The following is a 23,958-nucleotide window of genomic DNA, read 5'->3' as shown; positions in this document are numbered from 1 at the left end:
TGCGGAGGGTGAGATGAGTTACGAGTGGCTCACTCTGTGGGGCTACGTGCCCGAGTTTTTGAGCGCGAGCTGGCTGACGTTGCAAGTCACCGTGCTGGCATTCGTACTGGCGCTAGTCCTCGGCTTGTTGACCGCGCTTGCCAGCGTTTCTCCGCTCGCGCCATTTCGGTTGATTGCTCGCGGCTACGTTGAAATCATCCGCAACACGCCTGTTCTCTTGCAGATTTTCATCGTTTTCTTCGGTCTGCCGTCGGCGGGTATTTCGCTCGACGCATACTGGGCGGGCGTCATTGCGCTCGGCGTCAACGTCGGTGCTTACCTATCGGAAGTGTTCCGCGCCGGCATACAGTCGGTGCCGCGCGGACAACTCGAGGCCGCCGGCATTCTCGGTCTCGAACGCGCGCAGATCTTCGTCGAGGTCGTGCTACCGCAGGCGACGCGCGCGGTCTATCCGGCCATCGTCAACTACCTGATCCAGTTGCTGCTCGGTACGTCGCTGCTATCCGCCATTGCGTTGCCGGAGTTGACCGGCACTGCGACCGTGATCAACTCGCGGACGCTTCTCTACCTTCAGACGTTCAGCGTGACGCTCGTCGCGTATCTCGTGCTCAGTAACGTACTGTCCTGGCTTGCGGGCCAGCTCGGAGCGCGGATCTTCCATCCTCCCCTCGTCATGCCGGCGCGCACCGGTTTCGGGACCGGCTTCATGCGCCGGACGAAACGGGCCTGATTCCCGGATTGGAGTTGGATCATGTCAGTCGAATTGCTGAAAACCAGTTTCTCCATCCTGCTGCAGGGTCTGGTGACGACGCTGTTGCTTTCCATTGCGTCCATCGTGGGCAGCACGCTGATCGGTCTTTTCGCCGCGGTCTTGCGGTCGTTCGGACCGTGGGGCACAGCCCGCATTGCCAGACTCTATACGGAGCTGTTTCGCGGCACGCCGGTACTCATCACGCTGATGTTCATCTATTTCGGCGTGTCGTACTTCGGTTACGCGATCGACGTCTTCGCAGCCGGCGTCATCGGCTTGAGCATCTATCAGGGCGCCTACATCGCCGAAATCTTCCGCTCAGGGATCGAGGCGGTACCCAAAGGTCAATGGGAGGTATCTCAGATCCTCGGCCTCACGCGGGCTCAGTCGTTCTCGTTCGTCGTGCTGCCTCAGACGGGAAAGATCGTGTTGCCGCCTCTCGTCGGTCAGTATCTGTCGCTCATCAAGGACACGTCGATCGTCAGCATGATCGGAATGTCCGAGTTGATGCATGGTGGCCAGGCCATCGTCGACCGGGTCGGAAAGCCCGTGGAAATCTACGGACTCGTCGCACTCATTTACTTCGCCGTGTGCTTCCCGCTCTCGCAATGGGTGCGCCACCATGACCGCAGGAGATTGTCGTGAGTAACCAAAGCCAAACCAGACCCATCATTTCACTGACGGGCGTCAGCAAAGCATTCGGTTCGACTCGGGTGTTGAACGAAATCAATCTCCAGGTTCGCTCGGGCGAGGTGCTGGTGCTCATTGGCGCATCCGGCTCGGGTAAGAGCACGGTCTTGCGAATCATGGCGGGATTGGAGACCACCGATTCCGGCGAGGTCTGGGTCAACGATGTGCCCATGCATGATCCGCGCCGAGCGCGAGAGATTCGCGGCCATGTCGGCATGGTCTTCCAGCAGTTCAATCTGTTTCCTCACAAGACCGCGCTCGGCAATGTCACGCTCGCGCTTATCAAGGCACGCCGCATGAGTCCGGACGACGCGCGCAAGCGCGCCATGGACACACTCGACCGTGTCGGGCTCGCGGACCGCGCGGAACACTATCCAAGCCAGTTGTCGGGCGGTCAGCAGCAACGCGTGGCGATTGCGCGAGCGCTCGCGGTCGAGCCCGGCATCATGTTCTTCGACGAGGCGACGTCCGCGCTGGATCCGGAGCTGGTCGGCGAGGTCACCGAGGTGATGCGTGGGCTCGCGCGCGACGGCATGACGATGGTCGTCGTTACGCATGAAATGGGCTTTGCCCGCAAGACCGCCGACCGCGTCGTCTTCATGGACAAGGGCGTCATCGCCGAGCAGGGCGATCCGGAACAGATCTTCGTCAATCCCGCGAACGATCGCACGCGGCAGTTTCTGCACAGAGTTCTCGACCATTGACCTGTCGCGGCCTGAAAGTCGCTTTCGCGGGTCAGCGCGCGATAAACTCCCGTCGCTTGAAAGACAACCGGTCGGATGAACGCTTTACGGAGTGAACGCATGGCTGTAACAGAATCGTCTCGGGCGAGAGGCGTGGATCGCGTCATCGCGATGTTCCGGCAATTGCACGTCGCCCAACGCCCGCTGACCATGCGCGAATTAATCGAGGCGACCGGCGCACCGCGTTCGAGCATTTACGAGCTGGTCGCGATTCTCGCGGAAGTGGGCTGGCTCGAGACGGCCGCGGATGGGAGCGTGTTCTTCGGGCGCGAGATGCACTACTACGGGTCCGACTATGCAACGCACAACGATCTGATCAGCCGCGCGCATCAATCCATTCTGGCATTGGTGCGGAAGTACGACGAGACCACGCAGCTGTGCATGCTGGAAGGCAACAAGTACACGGTCGTGTTGTCCGAGAACAGTGCCCGGCCATTCAACATCAGTTCGGACATCGGCGTGAGAGTGCCGATTCCGTGGACCGCCACGGGACGTCTGCTGCTAGGTCACCTGAATGCCGACGAGATTCGCGCGCTCATTCCGGCCGAAGATTTCATCCTCGACAACGGGGTGAATATCGAATTCGACGAATTCCTGAACGACGTGCAGGCCGCAAAAGAACGAGGCTACTGCTGCACCGAAGGACTCTCGAATGCGTTCAGGCTTTGTATGGCAGCGCCGATTCGCGACCGTGCGGGACTGCCTATTGCGGCGCTGTGTTTCATGACCGGCCGCGACACGAGCCCGGACAGGCGCGGCGTGATGCTCGCCGATCTGTTGCAGTCCGCGAAAGCGCTCTCGCATAGATAGCGCCCGGCCTCAAAGCGTCGGCAACAGCTCCGGCGGATGCGACTTCAGTGTCTGCCGCGCCTCGCGGAATTCCGGAAAAATCGATTCGACCGTCTGCCAGAAGCGCGGACTGTGATTCATCTCGCGCAGATGCGACAGCTCGTGCGCGACGACGTAGTCGATGATCGACAGCGGAAAGTGGATGAGCCGCCAGTTCAGGCGGATTTTGCCGTCGCTCGAACAACTCCCCCAGCGCGTCGCCGCCGAAGACAACGCATACGCGCGATAGTTGACGCCGAGCTTCTGCGCGTAGATCGCCAGACGCTCGCCGAACAGCCGCTTCGCCTCTCCTTGCAGCCAGCCCTGCACGCGATCCTTGATCTGCTGCGGGTCGGCTTGCAACGGCAGCGGCAATTGCAGCGACCCATGTTCGGCGCTGAACGCGAGCACGCCTTGCGGCGCGCCGAGCGTCACGCGCACCGGCTGACCGAGGTAGGGCACTTCGGTGCCGTCTTTCCAGTCGATCTTCGGCAATGCACGCTGCTCGACGCGCGTTTGCCATTCGATCAGCTTCGTAAAAATCCAACGCTGTTTTTCGGTGATCGCGGTTTCGATATCGGCGAGCGTGACCCAGCGCGGCGCGGTGATCGTGAGGCCGGTGCTGTCGATCGCAAAGCCGATCGAGCGGCGCGCGGAACGCTTGAGCGCGTAATGCAGCGTGCGTGAGCCGATGATGAGACGACGTAGCTTGCTGCCGTCCGGCGCGAGCGGTGCGGCGGGCGGCAGGGCCGGCGCTGAGCCCAATGAACCCGGCGCGGAAGGTGAAGGAGACGACGACGTCGACCCCGGCTCGGCGAAGAGCGGGAGATCGAGCTGCCGGTTTTCGAGCGCCGCGGCGGGCTGCGGCGTGGGAGACTTCTGCATCGGCTTCGCTTCGCGCAATACGCCTTCGGACTTCGAGGGCGTGGCGCGTCAGATGGGAGCGGCGGCGGAATCGTTAGCCGCCGCGCTGTAGGCAGTCGGATCGATGCGGCGCATCTCGGCTTCGATCCACTGCTCGACGCGCGTGTTCACTTCGTCGGGCGTGAGCCCCGTCGTGTCGATCGGCTTGCCAATCGACACCGTGACTATACCCGGATATTTAAGAAACGAGTTGCGCGGCCACACGCGGCCCGCGTTGTGCGCGATCGGCACGACGGGGGCACCGGTCGCGATCGCGAAGCGCGCGCCGCCGGTCTTGTACTTGCCCTGCTTGCCGGTCGGCGTGCGCGTGCCTTCCGGAAACATGATGACCCATGCGCCTTCGGCCATGCGGGCCTTGCCCTGGTTCGTGACCGATACGAACGCGTATTTGCCTGCCTTGCGGTTGATGTGAACCATCTTCAGCATGCCGAGCGCCCAGCCGAAGAACGGCACATACAAGAGCTCGCGCTTGAACACGTAGCACAGCGGGCGCGGCATGATCGCCGGAAATGCGAGCGTTTCCCACGCCGACTGATGCTTCGACAGCAGCACGGCCGGGCCGTTGGGCAGGTTCTCGAAACCTTCGATACGGTAGCGGATGCCGTTCAGGTAGCGCACCGTCCACAGCGTCAGACGACACCAGCCGGCCGCCATCCAGTAGCGGTTTTCCGCGGGCAGGAACGGAAACGCGATGAAGCATGCGGTCGCGTACGGCACCGTGACCACAACGAAATAAATCAGCAGCAGCAGGGAACGGATAAAGCGCATCGGCGTGGTCGGTGAGGGTTAGGAGCGCGCGGTGCGCGTTTACTCCTGAGCGTCGGCGAGAAAGTCGAGCGCGAACGCGCGCAAGTCGTCGTGCACGATCGTGCCTTCGGGCAAGCCGCCCGCGGCGAGAGTCTTGCGGCCCTTGCCGGTCAGCACCAGATGCACCGGGTGACCGAGCGCCGCGCCCGCCTGCAGATCGCGCAGAGAATCGCCGACTGTCGGCGTATGCGCCGGATCGATTTCGAATCGCTCGGTGATCATCTTCAGCATGCCGGGCTTCGGCTTGCGGCAATCGCAGTGATCTTCCGCCGTGTGCGGGCAGAAGAACACCGCTTCGATGCGCGCGCCGACCGCTGCCGCCATCCGGTGCATCTTCAGATGCATCGCGTTCAACGCATCCATGTCGAACAGACCGCGGCCGATGCCCGACTGGTTCGTCGCGATCACGACGCGATAGCCCGCCTGGTTCAGGCGTGCGATCGCTTCCAGCGAGCCGGGCAGCGCGACCCATTCGTCCGGCGACTTGATGAACGCGTCGGAGTCGACGTTGATCACACCGTCGCGGTCGAGGATCACCACTTTCTTGATCGGCATGGCGCGGTGCTCAGGCGGCGAGTCGGGAAATATCGGCGACGCAGTTCATCTGCTGATGCAGCGCGCCTAGCAGAGCCAGACGATTCGCGCGTAACGCGGGGTCTTCGGCGTTGACCATCACGTCGTTGAAGAACGTGTCCACCGGCTCGCGCAGCGCGGCCAGCGCCGTGAGCGCGCCGGTGTAGTCGCGCACGGCCAGTTGCGATTGCACGCGCGGGGTGACCTGTTCGAGCTGCGCGTTGAGCGCCTTCTCCGCTGCCTCGGTGAGCAAGCCGGGCTGCACGCCGCCATTCGTCACGCCTTCCGACTTCTTCAGGATGTTCGAGATACGCTTGTTGGCCGCCGCGAGCGACGCCGCTTCGGCGAGCGACGCGAATTCGCGCACCGCGTCGAGGCGCGCGACGAGGTCGTCGAGCCGCGTCGGGTTCAGCGCGAGCACCGCGTCGATTTCGCCGGCCGCGTAGCCGCGTTCGCGCAGCAGGCCGCGCAGGCGGTCCATGCTGAATTCGTAGATCGCGTCGGTCGAATCGGCAACGCTCGGCACACCGGCGAATTGCGCATAAGCGATGCGCAGCAGCTCGACGAAGTCGACGTTCAGCTGCCTCTCGACCAGAATGCGCAGCACGCCGAGCGCATGACGGCGCAGCGCGAACGGGTCTTTCTCGCCGGTGGGCTGCAGGCCGATGCCCCAGATGCCGACCAGCGTTTCGAGCTTGTCGGCGAGCGCGACGACGGTGCCGGTCGCGGTGGTGGGCAAGGCGTCGCCCGAGAAGCGCGGCTGGTAGTGTTCCGAGCATGCGAGCGCGACTTCTTCCGGCTCGCCGTCGTGGCGCGCGTAGTACGTGCCCATCGTGCCTTGCAGCTCGGGGAATTCGCCGACCATGTCGGTGATCAGGTCGGCCTTCGCGAGGCGCGCGGCGCGCGTCGCGAGCGCGACGTTGGCGCCGGTCAGTGCGGCGATCGCGCCGGCCAGCCCTTCGAGCCGCTCCACGCGTTGCAGCGCCGAGCCGAGCTTGTTGTGATAAACGACGTTCGCGAGCAGTGGCACGCGATCCGCGAGCGGCTTCTTCTTGTCTTGCGTGAAGAAGAACTTCGCATCGGCGAGACGCGGACGCACCACGCGCTCATTGCCTTCGACGATCTCGACCGGCGTCGCCGTCTCGATGTTCGACACGATCAGGAAGCGCGAGCGCAGCTTGCCGTTCGCATCGGTCAGCGCGAAGTACTTCTGGTTCGTCTGCATCGTCAGGATCAGGCATTCCTGCGGCACTTGCAGGAATTCGTCCTCGAAGCGGCACTCATAGACGACCGGCCATTCGACCAGCGACGTCACTTCGTCGAGCAGCGCTTCGGGCATCACGACCTTGTCGTCACCGCCTTGTGCGAGCAGTTGCGAGCGGATCGATTCCTTGCGCTTCGCGAAGCTCGCGATCACGCGGCCTCTGTGTTCGAGCGTTTCGGCATACGACTGCGCGTGCTGGATCTGCACGAAGCCTTCAGACAGGAAGCGGTGGCCGAGCGTGGTGTCGTCGGCGTCGATGCCGAGTGCGCTGACCGGCACGATTTCCTCGCCGTGCAGCGCGGTCAGACGATGCACCGGGCGCACGAACTTCACGCTCGAACCGTCGGGGCGCTGATACGTCATCGGATTCGGAATCGGCAACTTCGCGAGCGTTTCGTCGAGCGCGCCCTGCAAGCCGTCGGCGAGCGTCGCGCCCGGCGCCGCGTAGCGCAGGAAGAACGCTTCGGCTTTACCGTCCTGGGCGCGTTCGAGGTCGTTCACCGTGAAGTCGGGGAAGCCGAGCGCGGCGAGTTTCTTCGCGAGCGGCGCTGTGGGCTGGCCGTCTTTATCGAGCGCGACGGAAACCGGCAGCACTTTTTCGCGCACGTGTTTTTCCGGCGCGACCGCGCGCACGTTGTGAATCGTCACCGCGAGACGACGCGGCGTAGCAAAGCGTTCGAACGACGGCTCGCCTTCGATCAGGTCGCGCGCCGCGAGGCGCTGCGCAATACCTTCGGCGAAGGCGTCGCCGAGACGCGCGAGCGCCTTCGGGGGCAGTTCTTCGGTCAGCAGCTCGACGAGCAGGGTAGCGTGTTGAGATTGAGTCATTGGTTGAAGTTCTCGTCAGTCCTGGTCGATCTTGCGTTCGACTTTCAGCGGCGGCGCCCACGCGGGCATCGCGGCTTCCTGCTCGTCGGTGGTGAGGCCGGGCACGCCGTGCACCGGATTGCCGAGCATCGGGAAGCCGAGCTTTTCGCGCGAGTCGTAGTAGGCCTGCGCGACCACACGCGACAGCGCGCGAATCCGGCCGATGTACGCTGCGCGTTCCGTGACCGAAATCGCGCCGCGCGCGTCGAGCAGGTTGAACGTGTGGCCGGCCTTCAGCACGAGTTCATAGGCGGGCAGCGCGATCTGCGCATCGATCATGCGCTTCGCTTCCGCTTCGTAGCTGTTGAAGAACGTGAACAGCAGATCGACGTTCGCGTGCTCGAAGTTGTAGGTGGACTGCTCGACCTCGTTCTGGTGATACACGTCGCCGTAGGTCAGGCGGCGCAGTTCGGGGCCGTTCGGGCCTTGTTCTTCCCACTCGGTCCAGACGAGGTCGTAGACGTTCTCGACCTTCTGCAGATACATCGCGAGGCGCTCGAGCCCGTAGGTGATTTCGCCGAGCACCGGCTTGCAGTCGAGACCGCCGACCTGCTGGAAGTACGTGAACTGCGTCACTTCCATGCCGTTCAGCCACACTTCCCAGCCCAGCCCCCATGCGCCGAGCGTCGGGTTTTCCCAGTCGTCCTCGACGAAACGCACGTCGTTCTGCTTCAGGTCGAAGCCGAGCGCTTCGAGCGAGCCGAGGTACAGGTCGAGAATGTTTTCCGGCGCGGGCTTGAGCACCACCTGATACTGGTAGTAGTGCTGCAGACGGTTCGGGTTCTCGCCGTAGCGACCATCTTTCGGGCGGCGCGACGGCTGCACGTAGGCGGCGCGCCACGGCTCGGGGCCGATCGCGCGCAGGAACGTATGGACGTGGGACGTGCCCGCGCCGACTTCCATGTCGATCGGCTGGAGCAACGCGCAGCCCTGCTTGTCCCAGTAGGACTGCAAGGTCAGGATGATTTGCTGAAACGTGAGCATGAAGTGCCTTTCGGGCATGGGGCCATTCCGCGTGCGCCTAAGCGCGCGACGGGGCCGTGGAGCGAAGTGCTAAACCCGAGATTTTAGCGGAAAGGAAGGGGGGCGGCCCGTTTTGCGGGGTCGGACGGGCCGCGATGCGATTTTTGGGCGACAGGCGACGCGGCAAGGGCCGCGCGCACGTTCAGCTCGCCGCCAGCTCCGCCTTCGGCGAGAACGAATCGCTTTGCGCGATCGGCCAGTACGTCTCGAACAGGGTATAGCGATAGTTGCCGTTGAGCAGGTCGTCCGGTTCGAGATATTTGAGCAGATCCGACATCAGCCGCACCTCATGCGAGGACACGCGCCGCACGATGTGATGCGCGCGCAGCTCCGCCGGATGCCGGAGCCCGGCCGCCTGGATGATTTCCTGCAACGCGTGCAGCGTGTTGTGGTGGAAGTTGAACACGCGATCGGCCTTGTCCGGCACCACCAGCGCGCGCTGGCGCACCGGATCCTGGGTCGCGACGCCGGTCGGACAGCGGCCGGTATGGCAGGTCTGCGCCTGGATGCAGCCGACCGCGAACATGAAGCCGCGCGCCGCGTTGACCCAGTCCGCGCCGATCGCGAGCGTCTTCGCGATATCGAACGCGGTGATCATCTTGCCGCTCGCGCCGATGCGGATGCGTTGCCGCAGACCGATGCCGACCAGCGTGTTGTGCACGAGCAGCAGCCCCTCCTGCAACGGCACGCCGACGTGATCGGTGAATTCGAGCGGTGCCGCGCCCGTGCCGCCTTCCGCGCCGTCCACGACGATGAAGTCCGGCAGAATGCCCGTTTCCAGCATCGCCTTCGCGATACCGAAGAATTCCCACGGATGCCCGATGCACAGCTTGAAGCCGGTCGGCTTGCCGCCCGACAGCGTGCGCAGCCGCTCGACGAATTCGAGCAGCTCGCGCGGCGTCGAGAACTCGGAGTGCGTCGCCGGCGAGATGCAGTCGCGGCCCATCGGCACGCCGCGCGTCTCGGCGATTTCGGGCGTGATCTTCGCGGCCGGCAGCACGCCGCCGTGACCGGGCTTCGCGCCTTGCGACAGCTTCACCTCGATCATCTTCACCTGCGGTTCGGCGGCCTGCTTCGCGAACTTCCCGGCGTTGAAGGTGCCGTCGTCGTTACGGCATCCAAAATAGCCGGACGCGATTTCCCAGATGATGTCGCCGCCATGTTCGCGATGATATTTCGACATCGAACCTTCGCCGGTGTCGTGCGCGAAGTTGCCCTTCTTCGCGCCGAGGTTCAGCGCCATGATCGCATTGGCCGATAGCGAGCCGAAGCTCATCGCCGACACGTTGAAGATCGACATCGAATATGGCCGCGCGCGATCGGGGCCGACGACGATGCGAAAGTCGTGACCGTCGAGCGTGGTCGGCGCGAGCGAGTGGCTGATCCATTCGTGCGCGACCGCCTTCACGTCGATCCGCGTGCCGTACGGGCGGCTGTCGACATCGTTCTTCGCGCGCTGGTAGACGATGCTGCGTTGCGCGCGCGAGAACGGCTTTTCGTCTGTATCGTCTTCGACGAAATACTGACGGATTTCGGGGCGGATGAATTCAAAAATGAAACGCAGGTGGCCCCACAGCGGGTAATTGCGCAGGATCGCATGGCGCTGTTGGCTCAGGTCGAACACGCCGAGCGCGACGAGCGCGGCCGGCACGAGGATCCAGAACCACGACAGGCGATGCATCGCGGCGAGCGCGGCACATGCCGCGGTGAGCGCGATTGCGCACCACATGGCCAGATAGCGTCGAGAAAACATGGGGACTCCAGTGCAGTGAAGATCATTGCGGCGGGATCGTCCGCACGGGGCGCGGGCGGTACCGGTCGCGAAGGAAAACTGGCGGTTGCGGGTCAAGGTGCGACGCGGACCGGCGAAGCCCGAAGATAAGGCCTGCGAATGGAAGCCAAGCGTTGCACGCGAAGGTGAAGCGTGTGTGAATGCGCCAGGCGGGGGAAACTTAGTGAACGGCGCGAACCTGCCGGAGTGGTACGACCCGCCGCGCCCGCCGTTATGCATCGCTCAACGCGCGCCGAGCAGAGCCGCTTTTTGCCGCGGGGTTGGCGGCTCGTCCTGCGCGTGGCCTTGCGGCTGCTTTGGCTTGTGCGCCTGCTTGCGACGCTGCGCGCGGGTTTGCTTCGGCGCCTGATCCTGCGGCAGTTCGGCCGGTTGCCCGGTCATCGCGCGTTCGATGATGCCGCCGCCGAGGCACACGTCGCCGTCGTACAGCACCGCCGATTGGCCCGGCGTGACGGCCCATTGCGCGGCGTCGAAGGTCAGTTCGAAGAGGCCTTCGCCCGAACCGCCTCCCGCCGCGGCGTTGAACGTGCACGCCGCGTCGGCCTGTCGGTAGCGCGTCTTCGCGCCGCACGCGAAGCCGTCGGCCGGCGGCTCGCCCGCGACCCAGCTCGTGTTGCCTGCCGACAGCGTATGGCACAGCAGCCACGGATGGTCGTGTCCCTGCGCGACGTACAGCGTATTCGTCGGAATATCCTTGCCGGCGGCGAACCAGGGCTCGCCGCTGCCGTCCTTGCTGCCGCCGAGACCGATGCCCTTGCGCTGGCCGAACGTATAGAACGCGAGGCCGATGTGCTCGCCGACGATCTTGCCGTCGGTGGTCTTCATCGGGCCGGGCCTGGTCGGCAGATAGCGGTTCAGGAAGTCGCGGAACGGCCGCTCGCCGATGAAGCAGATGCCGGTCGAATCCTTTTTCTTCGCGTTCGGCAGGCCGATCTGCGCGGCGATCTCGCGGACCCTCGTCTTGGGAATCTCGCCGAGCGGGAACAGCGTCTTCGACAACTGCGCCTGGTTCAGCCGATGCAGGAAATAAGACTGGTCCTTGGTATGGTCGAGCGCCTTCAGCAGCTCGAAGCGGCCATCGTTCTCGCGCACGCGCGAGTAGTGGCCGGTCGCGATCGTTTCCGCGCCGAGCGACATCGCGTGATCGAGGAAGGCCTTGAACTTGATCTCGGCGTTGCACAGCACGTCCGGGTTCGGCGTGCGGCCGGCCGAATATTCGCGCAGGAACTCGGCGAACACGCGGTCCTTGTACTCGGCCGCGAAGTTGACCGCCTCGACGTCGATGCCGATCAGGTCCGCCACCGACACCACGTCGATCCAATCCTGGCGCGTCGAGCAGTATTCGCTGTCGTCGTCGTCTTCCCAGTTCTTCATGAACAGGCCGACCACGTCGTAGCCCTGTTCCTTCAGCAGCCACGCGGTGACCGACGAATCGACGCCGCCCGACATGCCTACTACGACTTTACGCTTGCTCATAAGGTACTCACTGGGTGCTGCATGACTGCACGGATCTATGGGGCCGCTCGTGACGGCCTTATTGCTTCGGCCCAACCGAATGCGTATGGACGAAGTCGAGCGGGAAACGCCGGCCGGCCAGGTAATCGTCGATACACTGCATCACGAGCGGGGTGCGATGCCGCTCGGGGCACGCGCGCAACTCATCGGGGCTCATCCACAGCGCGCGGACGATGTCGGGATCGAGCGAACTCGCCGGGTCCGGCTCGCCGCCCGCGCCGCAATAGGTGAAGCGCAGGTACGTGGTGCCCGCGCGGTCCGGCCGCTCGAAGTGGGTCATGTACATGCCGACGAGCGCCTGGGGCACGAACGGATGCGCGGTTTCCTCGAACGTTTCGCGGACCACCGCTTCCAGCAGCGTTTCGCCCGCCTCGAGGTGGCCGGCGGGCTGGTTCAGGCGCAGGCCGGCGGGAGTGTGTTCCTCGACTAGCAGGAAGCGCCCGTCGCGCTCGACGATCGCCGCGACGGTCACATGCGGCAGCCAGGTTTCCGGTTTCATGGGTGCGCATTTTACCGGTTATGCGCGCCGACTGCCGGGCGGCGGGCGGGGCGCTGGGCCGGGCTACGGCCGGTGACCGCTGGCAGCCGGTTCGCAGCGTGTTCGAGGTGCGATCGCGACCGATCCGTACCAGTTTGGCGGTCTGCCGCGCATTCGCATCGACCCCGATATTTGTGATGTGGCGGTTTCCGGTTAAAGTGGGGCCTGCGTTAGCCGTTGCATGTGCAAGCCGGCGAGCCTCGTCGGCAGGTCTGTCGTCAAACAGGAAGTCGAGGAGGAACAACGATGCACATCGGAGTGCCAGCCGAGACGCGCGCGCATGAAACCCGCGTTGCCGCGACGCCCGAGACGGTCAAGAAATACGTGGCGCAAGGCCACCGGGTCACGCTCCAGAGCGGCGCCGGCGCCGGCGCGAGCTTTCCCGATGACGCCTATACGGCCGTGGGCGCGGAAATCGTCGATGCCGCCACTGCATTCGGCGCAGATCTCGTCCTCAAAGTCCAATCCCCCACCGATTCCGAACTGCCGCTGCTCAAGCGCGCCGCGACGCTCGTCGGCATGCTCGATCCGTTCAACGCCGACAACGCGGGCAAGCTCGCCGCGGCCGGCGTCACCGCGTTCGCGCTCGAAGCCGCGCCGCGCACCACGCGCGCGCAAAGCCTCGACGTGCTGTCGTCGCAGGCGAACATCGCCGGCTACAAGGCGGTGCTGCTCGCGGCGACGCTCTATCCACGCTTCATGCCGATGCTGATGACCGCGGCCGGCACCGTGAAGGCCGCGCGCGTGCTGATTCTCGGCGCGGGCGTGGCTGGCCTTCAGGCGATCGCCACCGCGAAGCGCCTCGGCGCCGTGCTGGAGGCGTCCGACGTGCGCCCGGCGGTCAAGGAGCAGATCGAGTCGCTCGGCGCGAAGTTCCTCGACGTGCCCTACGAGACCGACGAGGAGCGCGAGGCCGCGCAAGGCGTGGGCGGCTATGCACGGCCGATGCCGCCGTCGTGGCTCGCGCGCCAGTCGGCGCTCGTGCACGAGCGCGCGAAGCAGGCCGACGTGGTGATCTCGACCGCATTGATTCCAGGCCGCCCCGCGCCGACGCTGCTGTCGGTCGAAACCGTGCAGGCGATGAAACCGGGCTCGGTGCTCGTCGACCTCGCGGCCGGCCGCGGCGCGGAAGTCGACGGCCGGCGCGGCGGCAATTGTCCGCTGACCGAGGAGGACCAGGTGGTGGTGCGCTATGGCGTGCAGATCGTCGGCTATACGAATCTCGCCGCGATGGTGCCCGCCGACGCGTCGTCGCTGTACGCGCGCAACGTGCTCGACTTCCTGAAGCTGATTATTGCCAAGGAAGGCACGCTGAACATCGATCTCGCGGACGACATCGTCGCGGCCACGCTGCTGGCACGCGACGGCCAGGTCACGCGCAACGCATAGGAGGCCGAAGATGGAAGTCATCAATCACACGGTGATCAATCTGATCATCTTCGTGCTGGCGATCTACGTCGGCTATCACGTGGTCTGGAACGTCACACCAGCGTTGCATACGCCGCTGATGGCGGTGACCAATGCGATCTCGGCGATCGTGATCGTCGGCGCGATGCTCGCGGCCGGTCTCACCGTCGGCAGCGCCGGAAAGTTCTTCGGCACGATCGCGGTGGCGCTCGCGGCCGTCAACGTGTTCGGCGGATTTCTCGTCACACGGCGAATGCTGGAGATGTTCAAGAAGAAGGAACCCAGGAAACTACCGGCTGGCGGCAAGGAGGGTACGTAAATGAGCCTTAACGTCGTCACGCTGCTGTATCTGGTCGCGTCGGTCTGCTTCATCCAGGCGCTCAAGGGGCTGTCGAATCCGAAAACCGCACGCGTCGGCAATACCTTCGGCATGGTCGGCATGGCGATCGCGATTCTGACGACCATTGCGCTGATCTCGCGGCAGGCCGAAGCACTTGGTTCCAATCTCGGTCTCGGTCTCGGCCTGCTGCTGTTCGGGCTCGTGATCGGCGGCGCGATCGGCGCGTTCGTCGCCGCGCGCGTCGAGATGACCAGGATGCCTGAACTGGTCGCGGCGATGCACTCGCTGATCGGTCTCGCGGCCGTGTGCATCGCGTATGGGGTGGTGTCGGAGCCGGCCGCATTCGGCCTCGTCGATCCCGACGTGCCGATCGAGGGCTTCCTGCCGTACGGCAACCGCATCGAACTGTTCATCGGCACTTTCGTCGGCGCGATTACTTTTAGCGGCTCGGTGATCGCGTTCGGCAAGCTGTCGGGCAAGTACAAGTTCCGGCTGTTTCAGGGTGCACCGGTCGTCTACGGCGGCCAGCATCTGATCAACCTGATGCTCGCGCTCGCGATGCTCGGCTTCGGCGTCCTCTTCTTCCTCACGCAGTCGTGGCTGCCGTTCATCATCATGACGATCATCGCCTTCGTGCTCGGCGTACTGATCATCATTCCAATCGGCGGTGCGGACATGCCGGTCGTCGTGTCGATGCTGAACTCGTACTCGGGCTGGGCGGCGGCGGGCATCGGCTTTTCGCTGAACAATCCGATGCTGATCATCGCCGGGTCGCTGGTGGGGTCGTCGGGTGCGATCCTGTCGTACATCATGTGCCGCGCGATGAACCGCTCGTTCTTCAACGTGATCCTCGGCGGTTTCGGCAACGAGCCGGGCGCGGCCGCGGGCGGCTCAGCGGAGCAGCGTCCGGTGAAATCGGGTTCGGCCGATGACGCGTCGTTCATGATGGGCAACGCGGAAACGGTCGTGATCGTGCCGGGCTACGGGCTGGCCGTCGCGCGCGCGCAGCATGCGTTGAAGGAGCTGACCGACAAGCTGGTCGAGAAGGGCATCGAGGTGAAGTACGCCATTCACCCGGTGGCCGGCCGCATGCCGGGTCACATGAACGTGCTGCTCGCCGAGGCCGAAGTGCCGTACGACATGGTGTACGAGATGGAGGACATCAACGGCGAGTTCGGCCAGGTCGACGTGGTGCTCGTGCTCGGCGCGAACGACGTGGTGAATCCGGCCGCGAAGAACGATCCGAAGTCGCCGATCGCCGGCATGCCGATCATCGAGGCGTACAAGGCGCGCACCGTGATCGTCAACAAGCGCTCGATGGCGGCGGGCTACGCCGGGCTCGACAACGACCTGTTCTACATGGACAAGACCATGATGGTGTTCGGCGACGCGAAGAAGGTGATCGAGGATATGGTGAAGGCGGTCGACTAGATCGCTAGCGGTGAAATAGGCGTCAGGATCGCGGTGGGTCACCGCGATCCTTTGCCGCGATCCTTTTCATCTGTTCGGCTTCGCGTTCAGATGCCGCAGCAGATCCGCGAGCCGCTTGCCTTCCTGATCCGGATACGTCTCGAGCACTTCGAGATCGCGCATCTTCTCCAGTCCGAAGTTGCGGAAATCAGCACGCAGCTCGCACCATGCGCCGAGCGTCCAGCGCGCGCCCCAGTACGCGAGCGCGAGCGGCCAGACGCGGCGCTCGGTGTCGGCGCCGTTCGCGTCGGTGTACGCGAAGCGCACCACCTGGCGCGCATCGATCGCGCGATGCAGCGTGTCGAGCTGCGTCGAAAAATCCCCCTTGATGTGAAACGACGGCGCGAAGATGGCGAGCCGTTCGAGCGTCGCGCGCTTGTCGGCGGGCATCGCCGATGCGATTTTGGCCAGCGCGCCCCGCGCGCCGCTCGCGAAGCCCGCGCCACCCCATGATTCGAGCATGCGCGCGCCGGCGGCGAGCGCGGCGAGTTCGTCGGCGGTGAAGGTGAGCGGCGGCAGACTCGCCGAGCGCGACAGCCGATAACCGATGCCCGCTTCGCCTTCGATCGGCACCCCTGACAATTGCAGATCGCGCACGTCGCGATAGACCGTGCGCGGCGAGATGTTCAGCCAGTCGGCCAGTTGCTGAGCGGTGGTCAGGCGCCGGCCGCGCAGCAGTTCGGCGATCTGGAACAGGCGGTCGGCGCGGCGCGTCATCGTGGGCGTCGGGTAGAGGAGGAGGGGGACGGTCCCGCGATGATAGCGCCGCATGGCGGCCTTCGTTGGGGGCGCGGCGGCTTCAGGCGCGCTTAGCCGTTGGTGCGCGAATGCAGGCCGACGCGGTTGCCTTCGGTATCGGTGAAGAACGCGATATAGCCGATGTCCTGCGGCAGCTTGATCACCGGGCCGTCAGTCTTGCCGCCCGCCCGTTCGATGCGCGCAAGCGCCGCGTCGACGGTGGGCAGCGCGTTCAGGTAGACGGTGACGCCGTCGGCGCCGGGTGTCATCGACGGACTATGGACGACCGCGCCGCCGCTCGCGGGCTCCTCGTAGCTGAACACGGCGATCGGCTGGCCGCCGATCTCCTGTCGATTCAACGGGGCGTCGAGCGCGGCTTCGTAAAAGCGCACCGCGCGATCGAAATCGACGGACGGGATTTCGAACCAGGCAACGACTTTGGGCAATGCGGACATGACACTCTCCTTCGGTTGGCAGTAGGCCGTTCAAGCGCCGGATGGCGTGAGAAGGAGTGTGCGGGGGTGCTGCTGACAGCGTGGTGGCAGTAGGGTGCGAAGACGCGCCCGCTTCACCCCACCAGCAACTGAAACACGCCGACCACATCGCTCATGCGCGTGGCCTGCTTTTCGAGCGACGCGATGACGACAGGGCGACGACAGCGCGCCGCCCCGCTAGAAACAGCCTCAAGCCGCCGGCGTATCGCCCTGCGGACGCTGCCGCACGCTGCCCGCGATCAGATCGAAGCGGAACAGCCGGCATTCGAGCGCGCCGTTGAAGAGCGGCGTCTTCGTCGATTCTCGCAGCCGCAGTTGCCCCGGAAGCTTGCGATCCGACGTCAGGATGAACGCATGCCATCCGGCAAAGCGCTGCTTCAACGCATTGCCGAGCAACTGGAAAAACTCGCTGTCCGGCGCTTCTTCCTGAATGCGGCGGAAGCCGTCGTCGTCGCGATTGCCGCGGCCTTCGCGAAGCTCGCCGCGCGCATTGCGGCCGCGCACTTCGATCCGCTCGCCATACGGCGGATTCGCGACGAGGATGCCCGGCGCCCAGCCAGGCGGCGTCATGTCGCGCGCATCGAGCTGCTTGAGCGAAATGGGCGGCAAGCCGGCGCGCTCGAAGTTCGCGCGCGCTTTTTCGAGCATGTCGCCGGAGATGTCGCTGCCGAAAATCTGCAGATCCGCGCCGCGCGAGCCGCGCGCCGCGTCTTTCGCTTCGAGCGCGGCGCCCTTCAGCGCTTGCCAGCTCCGCGCGTCGAACTGTTTGAGCTTCTCGAAGCCGAAGCGCCGTTCGACGCCCGGCGCGATGTTCAACGCGACCTGCGCCGCTTCCGCGAGGAACGTGCCGCTGCCGCACATCGGATCGTAGAGCGGCGTGTCGGCCTGCCAGCCAGTCAGACGCAGAATCCCAGCCGCGAGGTTTTCGCGCAGCGGCGCGGCGCCCTTGTCGAGACGCCAGCCGCGCTTGAACAGCGGATCGCCGGAAGTGTCGAGGTACAGCGTGCAGTCGGTCGCGGTCAGGAACGCGAACACGCGCACGTCGGGCATCGCGGTGTCGATGCTCGGCCGCGCGCCGCTTTTTTCGCGCAGACGATCGCAGATCGCGTCCTTCACGCGCAGCGTCGTGAACTCGAGACTGCGCAGCGGCGACTTGATCGCGGTGACGTCGACGCGCAGCGTATCGTGCGCGGAGAACCACTGTTCCCAGCGCTGCTCGAGCGCGAGCGCGTAGATGTCCTGCTCGCTGCGATAGGGCCGCTGCGCGATTTTCAGCAGCACGCGGCTCGCGAGACGCGAGTGCAGATTGGCAGCCATGCCGGCGGCCCAGCCGCCGCGAAAATGCACGCCGCCCGGTACCTGGGCGCCGTCCGTGAAGGCGGCGCCGTTCAGATGTTTGGCGGCAATTTCGGCGAGTTCGGCCGCGAGCGGAGCTTCGAGCCCGCGCGGGCAAGGAAGGAAGAAATCGAAGGACATTGAGGTTGCCGCAAGGCGTTGGATAAGGCGCTATTGTACGCGGTCGAGATCGGCGGGCCGGCGCGATTGGCGCGCCGGGCTGTCGTCGTCGTCTGTCGTCGCGTCATCTCGCCTCGCGTCCCGCTTTGGCCGGCGACGCCCGCCGGCATCCGGACACCGTTGAGCTCGCCGCGCCAGCCGGGACTGTCAGGCGCCGGCTCCCGCGGCCGTTCCCGCCGAAGGACAGGGCGGCACGGCCGGCGCCGCGGCCGGTCTGGCCGGAGACGAAGGCCGGCCCGTCGTGTTCGTGGAAGCGACGGCCGTTGCCGCCATCGCGCGCACGCCCATCGCGATCTGTGTCGACACTTCCGCGAGCGCGCGCCGATGTCCATCGACGAGCGCGTCGTACCCGCCGCCAACCGTCTCGCTGACCACGCTGCGACACGTCATCACCGCATTGCTGCGCACGGCTCGCACGCTCCACACCGCATCGATCAACGCATGCGAGCCGGGCCACGACTCGAAGCGCTGCACGTTCATGGCGATCCGGTAGACGGCCGCGTCGTCGGGGTGCGCGGTGCCGAACGTATCGATGGTGCCGAGCTGCTGCGTCAGATTCGTCGACAGCGCGCGGCGGATTTCATCGCCGGGCAGCGACGCCCAACGCTCCTGTTCGAGCAACTGCACCTGAGTCGGCCCCGTCTGCACGACCAGCTGATTTCTCGCCACCTGCGGCGGCACGTTGACCGGCGCGACTTCGATCAGCCAGGCAGGCGCGGCGCTCGTGCGCGCAACGGCCGGCGCGGCGCCATTCGCGGCGGTGCTTGCGCTATCCGCGCCACCCAGCGTATAGAAACGGCTCGACGGCGACGAGCACGCCGCGATGGCGAGAGCCGCAGCCAGCGCGGTGCCATACGCGACGCCGCGTACGGCACCGCGCACGAACGCGCGCGTCGGACGGGGGAGCCGGGCAAACATCATGGTTTATCTCCTGATTTACCGCGCAACAGCGATTCGGGATGACGCTCGAGGTAGTCCGACAGCGCGTTCAGCGACTGCAACGTGCGCGTCAGTTCCTGCAACGCCTGATGAACGTCGGACTGCATCGGCGAATCCTGCTGCAAGGTCGCCTGGGCCGAACTGAAGGTCTGCTTCGCGGCCGTCAGCGTGTCGCGCGCCTGCGGCACGACTTCCTTGTCGAGACGCGAGAACAGCTGGTCGGCGTTCTTCAGCGCGGTGTTCAGATTCGCGCCGATCTGGTCGAACGGCACCTTGTCGAGCTTCTTCGCGATGTCGGCGACCTGCAGTTGCAGTTCGTCGAGCGTGTTCGGAATGGTCGGCAGCTCGAGCGGATCGGTCGTCACGTCGACCTTGGCCGGCGGCGCTTTCGGGAAGATATCGAGCGCCACGTACAGCTGGCTCGTGATCAGATTGCCGGTGCGCAACTGGCCGCGCAGGCCGTGCCTGACGAGTTCCTGCAGCAGGTTCTCGCCGGCGAGCGTGCCCGGCTGCGGCGAGCTCTCGCGGAAGCGCTTGCCGAGGCGGTCCGGGTACAGGTTCACCGTGACCGGCATCGTGAAGCTCTGCGTCTTCGGATCGTAGTCGATGCCGATATTGGTCACCTGGCCGAGCACGATGCCGCGGAAATCGACCGGCGCGCCGATCGACAGCCCGCGCAGCGACTGGTTGAAGTTCATCACGACGCGCAAGGGCACGCCGTCCGGTTCGCGCATCGCGTCCGCTTCGTCCGAGCCGAGGCGGAACGTCTGGTTGTTCGGCGCCTGCGGGCCCATGTTCTGGCCGGGCGGCGACTGGAAAGACAGACCGCCGACAATCACCGTCGCGAGCGACTGCGTGTTCAGCTTGAAGCCGCTCGAATCGAGCCGCAGATCGACGCCGCTCGCATGCCACCAGCGCGTGTTGGTGCCGACGTACTGGTCGAACGGCGCCGACACGAACACCTGCATCGTCACGCCGGTGCCGCTCTTGTCGAGCGAAAAGCCGACCACCTGACCGACCTGTACGCGCCGATAGAAGATGGGCGAGCCGATGTCGATCGAACCGAGCGAATCGCCGTGCAGCGTGTACTGATGGCCTTTCTGGTCGCCGGTGATGGGCGGGGGCGTTTCGAGGCCGACGAAGTTGCTCTCGCTATCGGACGAACGGCCCGCGTCGGCGCCGATGTACGAGCCTGACAGCAGCGTCGTCAGACCCGACACGCCGCTTGCGCCGATGCGCGGACGCACCACCCAGAAGCGCGAGTCCTTGACCGCGAACTTTCCGCCTTCCTTGGTGAGTTGCACCTGCACGAGCACGTGCGACAGATCCGGCGACAGCGTGATCGTCTTCACCGCACCGACATCGACGTCCTTGTACTTGACCTTGGTCTTGCCCGGCTCGAGCCCTTCCGCGCTGATGAAGCTGATCGTGATCACGGGGCCGCGCTCGGTCACCGACCTGATCACGAGCGCGATGCCGATCAGCGCGGCGATCAGCGGAATCACCCAGACGAGCGACGGCAGCCAGCGGCTGCGTGGTTCGATGTCGGGGTCGGGCAGTTGGGGCGGCAGTCTGGGTCCGTTCGAATCGTTGCGCGGCGCGTCATCGGAAGCGGGCGTCGGTCCTTGCGGGCTAGTCATGGTCGAGATCCTGAGGTGTTGGGGTACTGCTTTCCACGGGGTCCCAGATGAGTCGTGGATCGAATTGCATGGAGGCCAGCATCGTCAGGATCACGACCGAGCCGAACGCGATCGCGCCCGGCCCGGCCGTGATCTCGGCCAGCGATTTGAAACGCACGAGCGCCACGGTGAGCGTGACGACGAACACGTCGAGCATCGACCAGCGGCCGATCCGCTCGACCATCCGGTACAGCGTCGTGCGCTGTTGCGGACGCCAGCGCGAGCGGCGCTGCGCGGTGACGGTGAGCAGCACGAGCACCGAGAGCTTCAGCATCGGCACCAGGATGCTGGCGATGAATACGATCATCGCGAGCGGCCAGTCGCCGGAGGTCCAGAAATAGACGACGCCGCTCATGATGGTGTCGTCCTCGGAGCCGAGCAGCGACGACGTGTGCATCACCGGCAGCAGGTTCGCCGGAATATACAGCAGCGCCGCGGCGATCAGCAGTGCCCATGTGCGCATCAGGCTGTCGGGGTGGCGCGAGTGCAGATGCGCGCCGCAGCGGCCGCAGTGCTGCGGCATGACCGAGCGGATGCGCGGTTCGACGCGCCCGCACGAATGGCAGGACAGCAGGCCCGCGCGTTTCGCGGTGACGTATTTCATCGCGGGCTCATCCTTCGCGCGGCGTGGGCGGCAAGCCGGGCGGGGTGCCGTCCGCCGTGCTGTTGGTTGTGCCACCAGCGTTGCCGCTGGTCGAGCCCGCGAGCGCGGACGGCGCCGGCGGGCCGGCGAGCGAGCCGACCGCGACCGCCGCGCTGTCGGCCGACGTGCGCGGCAACGGCCGATCGCCGCTCGCGTCGATCTCGTCGGCGACATCCCACAGCACGCGCGGATCGAATGTGACGACGACCGCGAACATCAGCGTCAGCGCGCCGAACGCGAACAGCGCCGCCTCGGGAATCACGCGCGCGAGGCTCACCATCTTCACGATCGTGATCAGCACGCCGAGCATGAACACTTCGATCATGCCCCACGGCCGCACGAACTGGATCGCGCGCAGCACGCGATTGAAGTGCGCGGGCACGTAGCCGGCGCGTAGCGGCACCAGCACGTACAGCAGCGCGACGAGTTCGGTGAACGGAAAGAGGATCGTCGAGCAGAACACCATCACGGCGACGATCTCCATGTCCTCGCCCCACAGCGCGACGAGCGCGCCGAACAGCGTAGTCTGTGACGTGATGCCGTTGGTTTCGAGTTCGACGATCGGAAAGCCCTGCGCGATCACGAACGTGATCAGCGCGGCGAGTGTCAGTGCACAGATCGCGTCGAGCTTGCGCGAGACGCCGCGATAGAGCGACGCGCCGCAGCGCGGACAACGCGCGGCGACGCGCCCGACAAGCCGTGGCTTGCGGAACAGCGTATCGCATTCATGGCACGCGATCAGGTTGTCATGTTCCATGCGGCAGATGGGCTAACGAGGTAATGGCGGCGTGCAAGGCCTGCTCATTACGAGGGGTCGGGCGGCGGTGAGCAGCAATAGTACCAAACGCGGCCTCGCGACCGAGGCGAGCCGCGCGCGGCGCGGGGCGTGGCGCCGTCCCCGCCGCGCGCTGGTCCGGGCCTGAAATTGCGTCGCTTCGGGGCTTTCCGTCCCCGAATCGTTCAACGCAAGGGCGGTGGCGCGACGCCTTGGGGCCATTGCGCCGCAAAATTCGGGCCGGTTCCGCCGACGCGCTCCAGCCAGCTTTTCGCGCTTGGGGTAGCATGGCGCCCGTGGCATGCCCGGCGGCCTTTCGCGGCGATGATATCCGCCGCATCGGCCGCGCGCGCAGCGCCGATGCGCGGCGGTGATCGCGGAATAGCTGGCCGCGGCGCGCCGTTAACTTCTAATAGCCTGCGTTGATCTGTCATGACACTCAATCCATCGTTCGGTACCCGGGAGTCGTACACGCGGACCGCCATCGCTTTTCACTGGCTGATCGCTCTGCTGATCGTCTGCGGCTTTGCGCTCGGCTGGGTGATGACCGACATCCCGGGCTTCACGCCCACCAAGCTGCGCTATTTCTCGTGGCACAAATGGATCGGCGTGACCGTGTTCGCGCTCGCGATCGTGCGCGTGCTGTGGCGCGCGACCCACGCCGCGCCGCCGATGCCGCGCCGCATGCCCACCTGGCAGCGTGGCGCCGCGCATGTCACACATCTGTTGCTGTACGTGCTGATGATCGTGATTCCCGTGTCCGGCTATCTGTATAGCTCGGCGGCGAACGTGCCGGTCGTCTACCTCGGGCTGATCCCGCTGCCGCGAATCATCGCGCCCGATCCGCACCTGAAGGAAGTGCTGAAGAACGTGCACATCGCGTTGAATTACACGTTGCTCGTGCTGGTCGCGCTACACACCGCGGCGGCGCTCAAGCATCAATGGCTCGATCGCGACGGCCTGCTGTCGCGCATGCTCCCCTTCCTCAAATAAGGACAACCATGAAGGTTTCGTTTTATCGCTACATGCTGGCCGCGTTCGCGGCGGCGTCGCTGAGCGCCGCGGGCGCGGCGCTCGCGCAGGTCGACGTCGCGAAGAGTTCGGTGACGGCCACCTCGAAGCAGATGAACGTGCCGGTCGAAGGCAAGTTCAACAAGTTCACGGCGCAGGTCAGCTTCGATCCGGCCAAACCGACGGCCGGCAGCGCGCAGCTCAACATCGATGTCGCCAGCTACGATCTCGGCGACGAGAGCTACAACGAGCAGGTGCGCGGCAAGGAATGGTTCGACGCGAAGACCTTTCCGAGCGCGACGTTCGTGTCGAGCGCGATCGCGCCGGCCGGCGGCAACCAGTTCAAGGTGACCGGTAAGCTGACCATCAAGGGCAAGTCGGAGACGGTCGTGGTGCCGGTCACGGTCGGCCAGCAGGGCGCGATGCAGACTTTCGACGGCGCGCTGCCGATCAAGCGCTCGCAATTCGACATCGGCACCGGCGAATGGAAGGACACATCGGTCGTCGCCGACGAGGTCGTGATCAAGTTTCATATCGTCGCCGCGCGCACGTAACGCGCACGGCGATCGCGAGGTCCGCCGCGCCACGTGGGGCGCGGCCGCTTTCCCATCGCAGGTTGCACCGCGATTTTC

Annotated in this window: 24 protein-coding genes; 9 read left to right on the top strand and 15 right to left on the bottom strand. The window is 65.3% G+C overall.

Features of this window, described 5'->3' with window-relative positions:
- Positions 1-13: 13 nt before the first annotated feature.
- The 4 genes from OKW44_RS24940 to OKW44_RS24925 all read left to right on the top strand — a co-directional run bounded on the left by OKW44_RS24940 (position 14) and on the right by OKW44_RS24925 (position 2,994).
- On the top strand, positions 14-730 hold the full coding sequence (locus OKW44_RS24940) for an amino acid ABC transporter permease (protein WP_018419424.1): 717 nt from the start codon (positions 14-16) through the stop codon (positions 728-730).
- Between the two features lie 21 nt (positions 731-751).
- Complete coding sequence (locus OKW44_RS24935) at positions 752-1,396, top strand: amino acid ABC transporter permease (protein WP_018419425.1); 645 nt, start codon at positions 752-754, stop codon at positions 1,394-1,396.
- Positions 1,393-2,145 carry an amino acid ABC transporter ATP-binding protein gene (locus tag OKW44_RS24930; RefSeq protein WP_018419426.1) on the top strand — a complete coding sequence of 251 codons (753 nt, stop codon included), beginning with the start codon at positions 1,393-1,395 and terminating at the stop codon, positions 2,143-2,145. The genes OKW44_RS24935 and OKW44_RS24930 overlap by 4 nt, the downstream gene beginning before the upstream one ends.
- 99 nt (positions 2,146-2,244) lie before the next feature.
- Entirely contained in the window at positions 2,245-2,994 is a 750-nt protein-coding gene (locus OKW44_RS24925) for an IclR family transcriptional regulator (protein ID WP_026225602.1), read from the top strand.
- A 9-nt stretch (positions 2,995-3,003) separates the two neighbouring features.
- Here the strand turns inward: OKW44_RS24925 and OKW44_RS24920 are convergent, their stop codons facing one another.
- From OKW44_RS24920 to OKW44_RS24885, 8 genes are all read right to left on the bottom strand, one after another.
- Complete coding sequence (locus tag OKW44_RS24920; protein WP_026225603.1) at positions 3,004-3,897, bottom strand: M48 family metallopeptidase; 894 nt, start codon at positions 3,895-3,897, stop codon at positions 3,004-3,006.
- 48 nt (positions 3,898-3,945) lie between these two features.
- Positions 3,946-4,704 carry a lysophospholipid acyltransferase family protein gene (locus OKW44_RS24915; RefSeq protein WP_018419429.1) on the bottom strand — a complete coding sequence of 253 codons (759 nt, stop codon included), beginning with the start codon at positions 4,702-4,704 and terminating at the stop codon, positions 3,946-3,948.
- A 39-nt stretch (positions 4,705-4,743) separates the two neighbouring features.
- Positions 4,744-5,298 carry a D-glycero-beta-D-manno-heptose 1,7-bisphosphate 7-phosphatase gene (gmhB, locus tag OKW44_RS24910; protein WP_018419430.1) on the bottom strand — a complete coding sequence of 185 codons (555 nt, stop codon included), beginning with the start codon at positions 5,296-5,298 and terminating at the stop codon, positions 4,744-4,746.
- Between the two features lie 10 nt (positions 5,299-5,308).
- Positions 5,309-7,408: a glycine--tRNA ligase subunit beta gene (gene glyS, locus OKW44_RS24905; protein ID WP_018419431.1), complete on the bottom strand. Its 2,100-nt coding sequence runs from the start codon at positions 7,406-7,408 to the stop codon at positions 5,309-5,311.
- A gap of 15 nt (positions 7,409-7,423) precedes the next feature.
- Positions 7,424-8,431 carry a glycine--tRNA ligase subunit alpha gene (glyQ, locus tag OKW44_RS24900; RefSeq protein ID WP_084754037.1) on the bottom strand — a complete coding sequence of 336 codons (1,008 nt, stop codon included), beginning with the start codon at positions 8,429-8,431 and terminating at the stop codon, positions 7,424-7,426.
- A 181-nt stretch (positions 8,432-8,612) separates the two neighbouring features.
- The gene (locus OKW44_RS24895) at positions 8,613-10,223 is read right to left on the bottom strand and encodes an FMN-binding glutamate synthase family protein (protein WP_018419433.1); all 1,611 of its coding nucleotides are present in this window, start codon (positions 10,221-10,223) and stop codon (positions 8,613-8,615) included.
- Positions 10,224-10,484: 261 nt separating this feature from the next.
- Positions 10,485-11,738: a tRNA 2-thiouridine(34) synthase MnmA gene (mnmA, locus tag OKW44_RS24890; protein ID WP_026225604.1), complete on the bottom strand. Its 1,254-nt coding sequence runs from the start codon at positions 11,736-11,738 to the stop codon at positions 10,485-10,487.
- Positions 11,739-11,796: 58 nt separating this feature from the next.
- The gene (locus tag OKW44_RS24885; RefSeq protein ID WP_018419435.1) at positions 11,797-12,276 is read right to left on the bottom strand and encodes an NUDIX hydrolase; all 480 of its coding nucleotides are present in this window, start codon (positions 12,274-12,276) and stop codon (positions 11,797-11,799) included.
- Positions 12,277-12,561: 285 nt separating this feature from the next.
- Between OKW44_RS24885 and OKW44_RS24880 the strand changes: the two genes are divergently transcribed.
- Genes OKW44_RS24880 through OKW44_RS24870 form a run of 3 tightly spaced genes read left to right on the top strand, consistent with a single transcriptional unit; the run spans position 12,562 to position 15,493 of the window.
- Complete coding sequence (locus OKW44_RS24880) at positions 12,562-13,704, top strand: Re/Si-specific NAD(P)(+) transhydrogenase subunit alpha (protein ID WP_018419436.1); 1,143 nt, start codon at positions 12,562-12,564, stop codon at positions 13,702-13,704.
- 10 nt (positions 13,705-13,714) lie between these two features.
- On the top strand, positions 13,715-14,041 hold the full coding sequence (locus tag OKW44_RS24875) for an NAD(P) transhydrogenase subunit alpha part 2 (protein WP_018419437.1): 327 nt from the start codon (positions 13,715-13,717) through the stop codon (positions 14,039-14,041).
- Positions 14,042-15,493 carry an NAD(P)(+) transhydrogenase (Re/Si-specific) subunit beta gene (locus tag OKW44_RS24870; RefSeq protein ID WP_018419438.1) on the top strand — a complete coding sequence of 484 codons (1,452 nt, stop codon included), beginning with the start codon at positions 14,042-14,044 and terminating at the stop codon, positions 15,491-15,493. It abuts the gene before it with no gap.
- Between the two features lie 66 nt (positions 15,494-15,559).
- Here OKW44_RS24870 and OKW44_RS24865 read toward each other — a convergent pair whose 3' ends face one another.
- The 7 genes from OKW44_RS24865 to OKW44_RS24835 all read right to left on the bottom strand — a co-directional run bounded on the left by OKW44_RS24865 (position 15,560) and on the right by OKW44_RS24835 (position 22,297).
- A complete protein-coding gene (locus tag OKW44_RS24865; protein WP_018419439.1) occupies positions 15,560-16,303 on the bottom strand; it encodes a helix-turn-helix transcriptional regulator in 744 nt (247 codons plus the stop codon).
- A gap of 38 nt (positions 16,304-16,341) precedes the next feature.
- Positions 16,342-16,725, bottom strand: coding sequence for a VOC family protein (locus OKW44_RS24860; protein ID WP_018419440.1), 384 nt, complete (start codon positions 16,723-16,725; stop codon positions 16,342-16,344).
- 228 nt (positions 16,726-16,953) lie between these two features.
- Positions 16,954-18,240 carry a THUMP domain-containing class I SAM-dependent RNA methyltransferase gene (locus OKW44_RS24855; RefSeq protein WP_018419441.1) on the bottom strand — a complete coding sequence of 429 codons (1,287 nt, stop codon included), beginning with the start codon at positions 18,238-18,240 and terminating at the stop codon, positions 16,954-16,956.
- A gap of 186 nt (positions 18,241-18,426) precedes the next feature.
- Positions 18,427-19,200, bottom strand: coding sequence for a PqiC family protein (locus tag OKW44_RS24850; protein WP_018419442.1), 774 nt, complete (start codon positions 19,198-19,200; stop codon positions 18,427-18,429).
- On the bottom strand, positions 19,197-20,858 hold the full coding sequence (locus OKW44_RS24845) for a PqiB family protein (RefSeq protein WP_018419443.1): 1,662 nt from the start codon (positions 20,856-20,858) through the stop codon (positions 19,197-19,199). Before OKW44_RS24845 ends, OKW44_RS24850 begins: the two co-directional genes overlap by 4 nt.
- Positions 20,851-21,501, bottom strand: a complete 651-nt coding sequence (locus OKW44_RS24840; protein WP_018419444.1) for a paraquat-inducible protein A — start codon at positions 21,499-21,501, stop codon at positions 20,851-20,853. The genes OKW44_RS24845 and OKW44_RS24840 overlap by 8 nt, the downstream gene beginning before the upstream one ends.
- Before the next feature lie 7 nt (positions 21,502-21,508).
- Positions 21,509-22,297 carry a paraquat-inducible protein A gene (locus tag OKW44_RS24835; RefSeq protein WP_018419445.1) on the bottom strand — a complete coding sequence of 263 codons (789 nt, stop codon included), beginning with the start codon at positions 22,295-22,297 and terminating at the stop codon, positions 21,509-21,511.
- Positions 22,298-22,747: 450 nt separating this feature from the next.
- Between OKW44_RS24835 and OKW44_RS24830 the strand changes: the two genes are divergently transcribed.
- Both OKW44_RS24830 and OKW44_RS24825 read left to right on the top strand, forming a co-directional pair.
- Positions 22,748-23,308, top strand: a complete 561-nt coding sequence (locus OKW44_RS24830; RefSeq protein WP_018419446.1) for a cytochrome b — start codon at positions 22,748-22,750, stop codon at positions 23,306-23,308.
- An 8-nt stretch (positions 23,309-23,316) separates the two neighbouring features.
- Positions 23,317-23,880, top strand: coding sequence for a YceI family protein (locus OKW44_RS24825; protein WP_018419447.1), 564 nt, complete (start codon positions 23,317-23,319; stop codon positions 23,878-23,880).
- Positions 23,881-23,958 lie beyond the last annotated feature (78 nt).

Origin of the sequence: Paraburkholderia lebeckiae (assembly GCF_050436325.1) — a bacterium.
GTDB lineage: Bacteria > Pseudomonadota > Gammaproteobacteria > Burkholderiales > Burkholderiaceae > Paraburkholderia > Paraburkholderia tuberum.
This window is presented reverse-complemented; position numbering and strand designations above follow the sequence as displayed.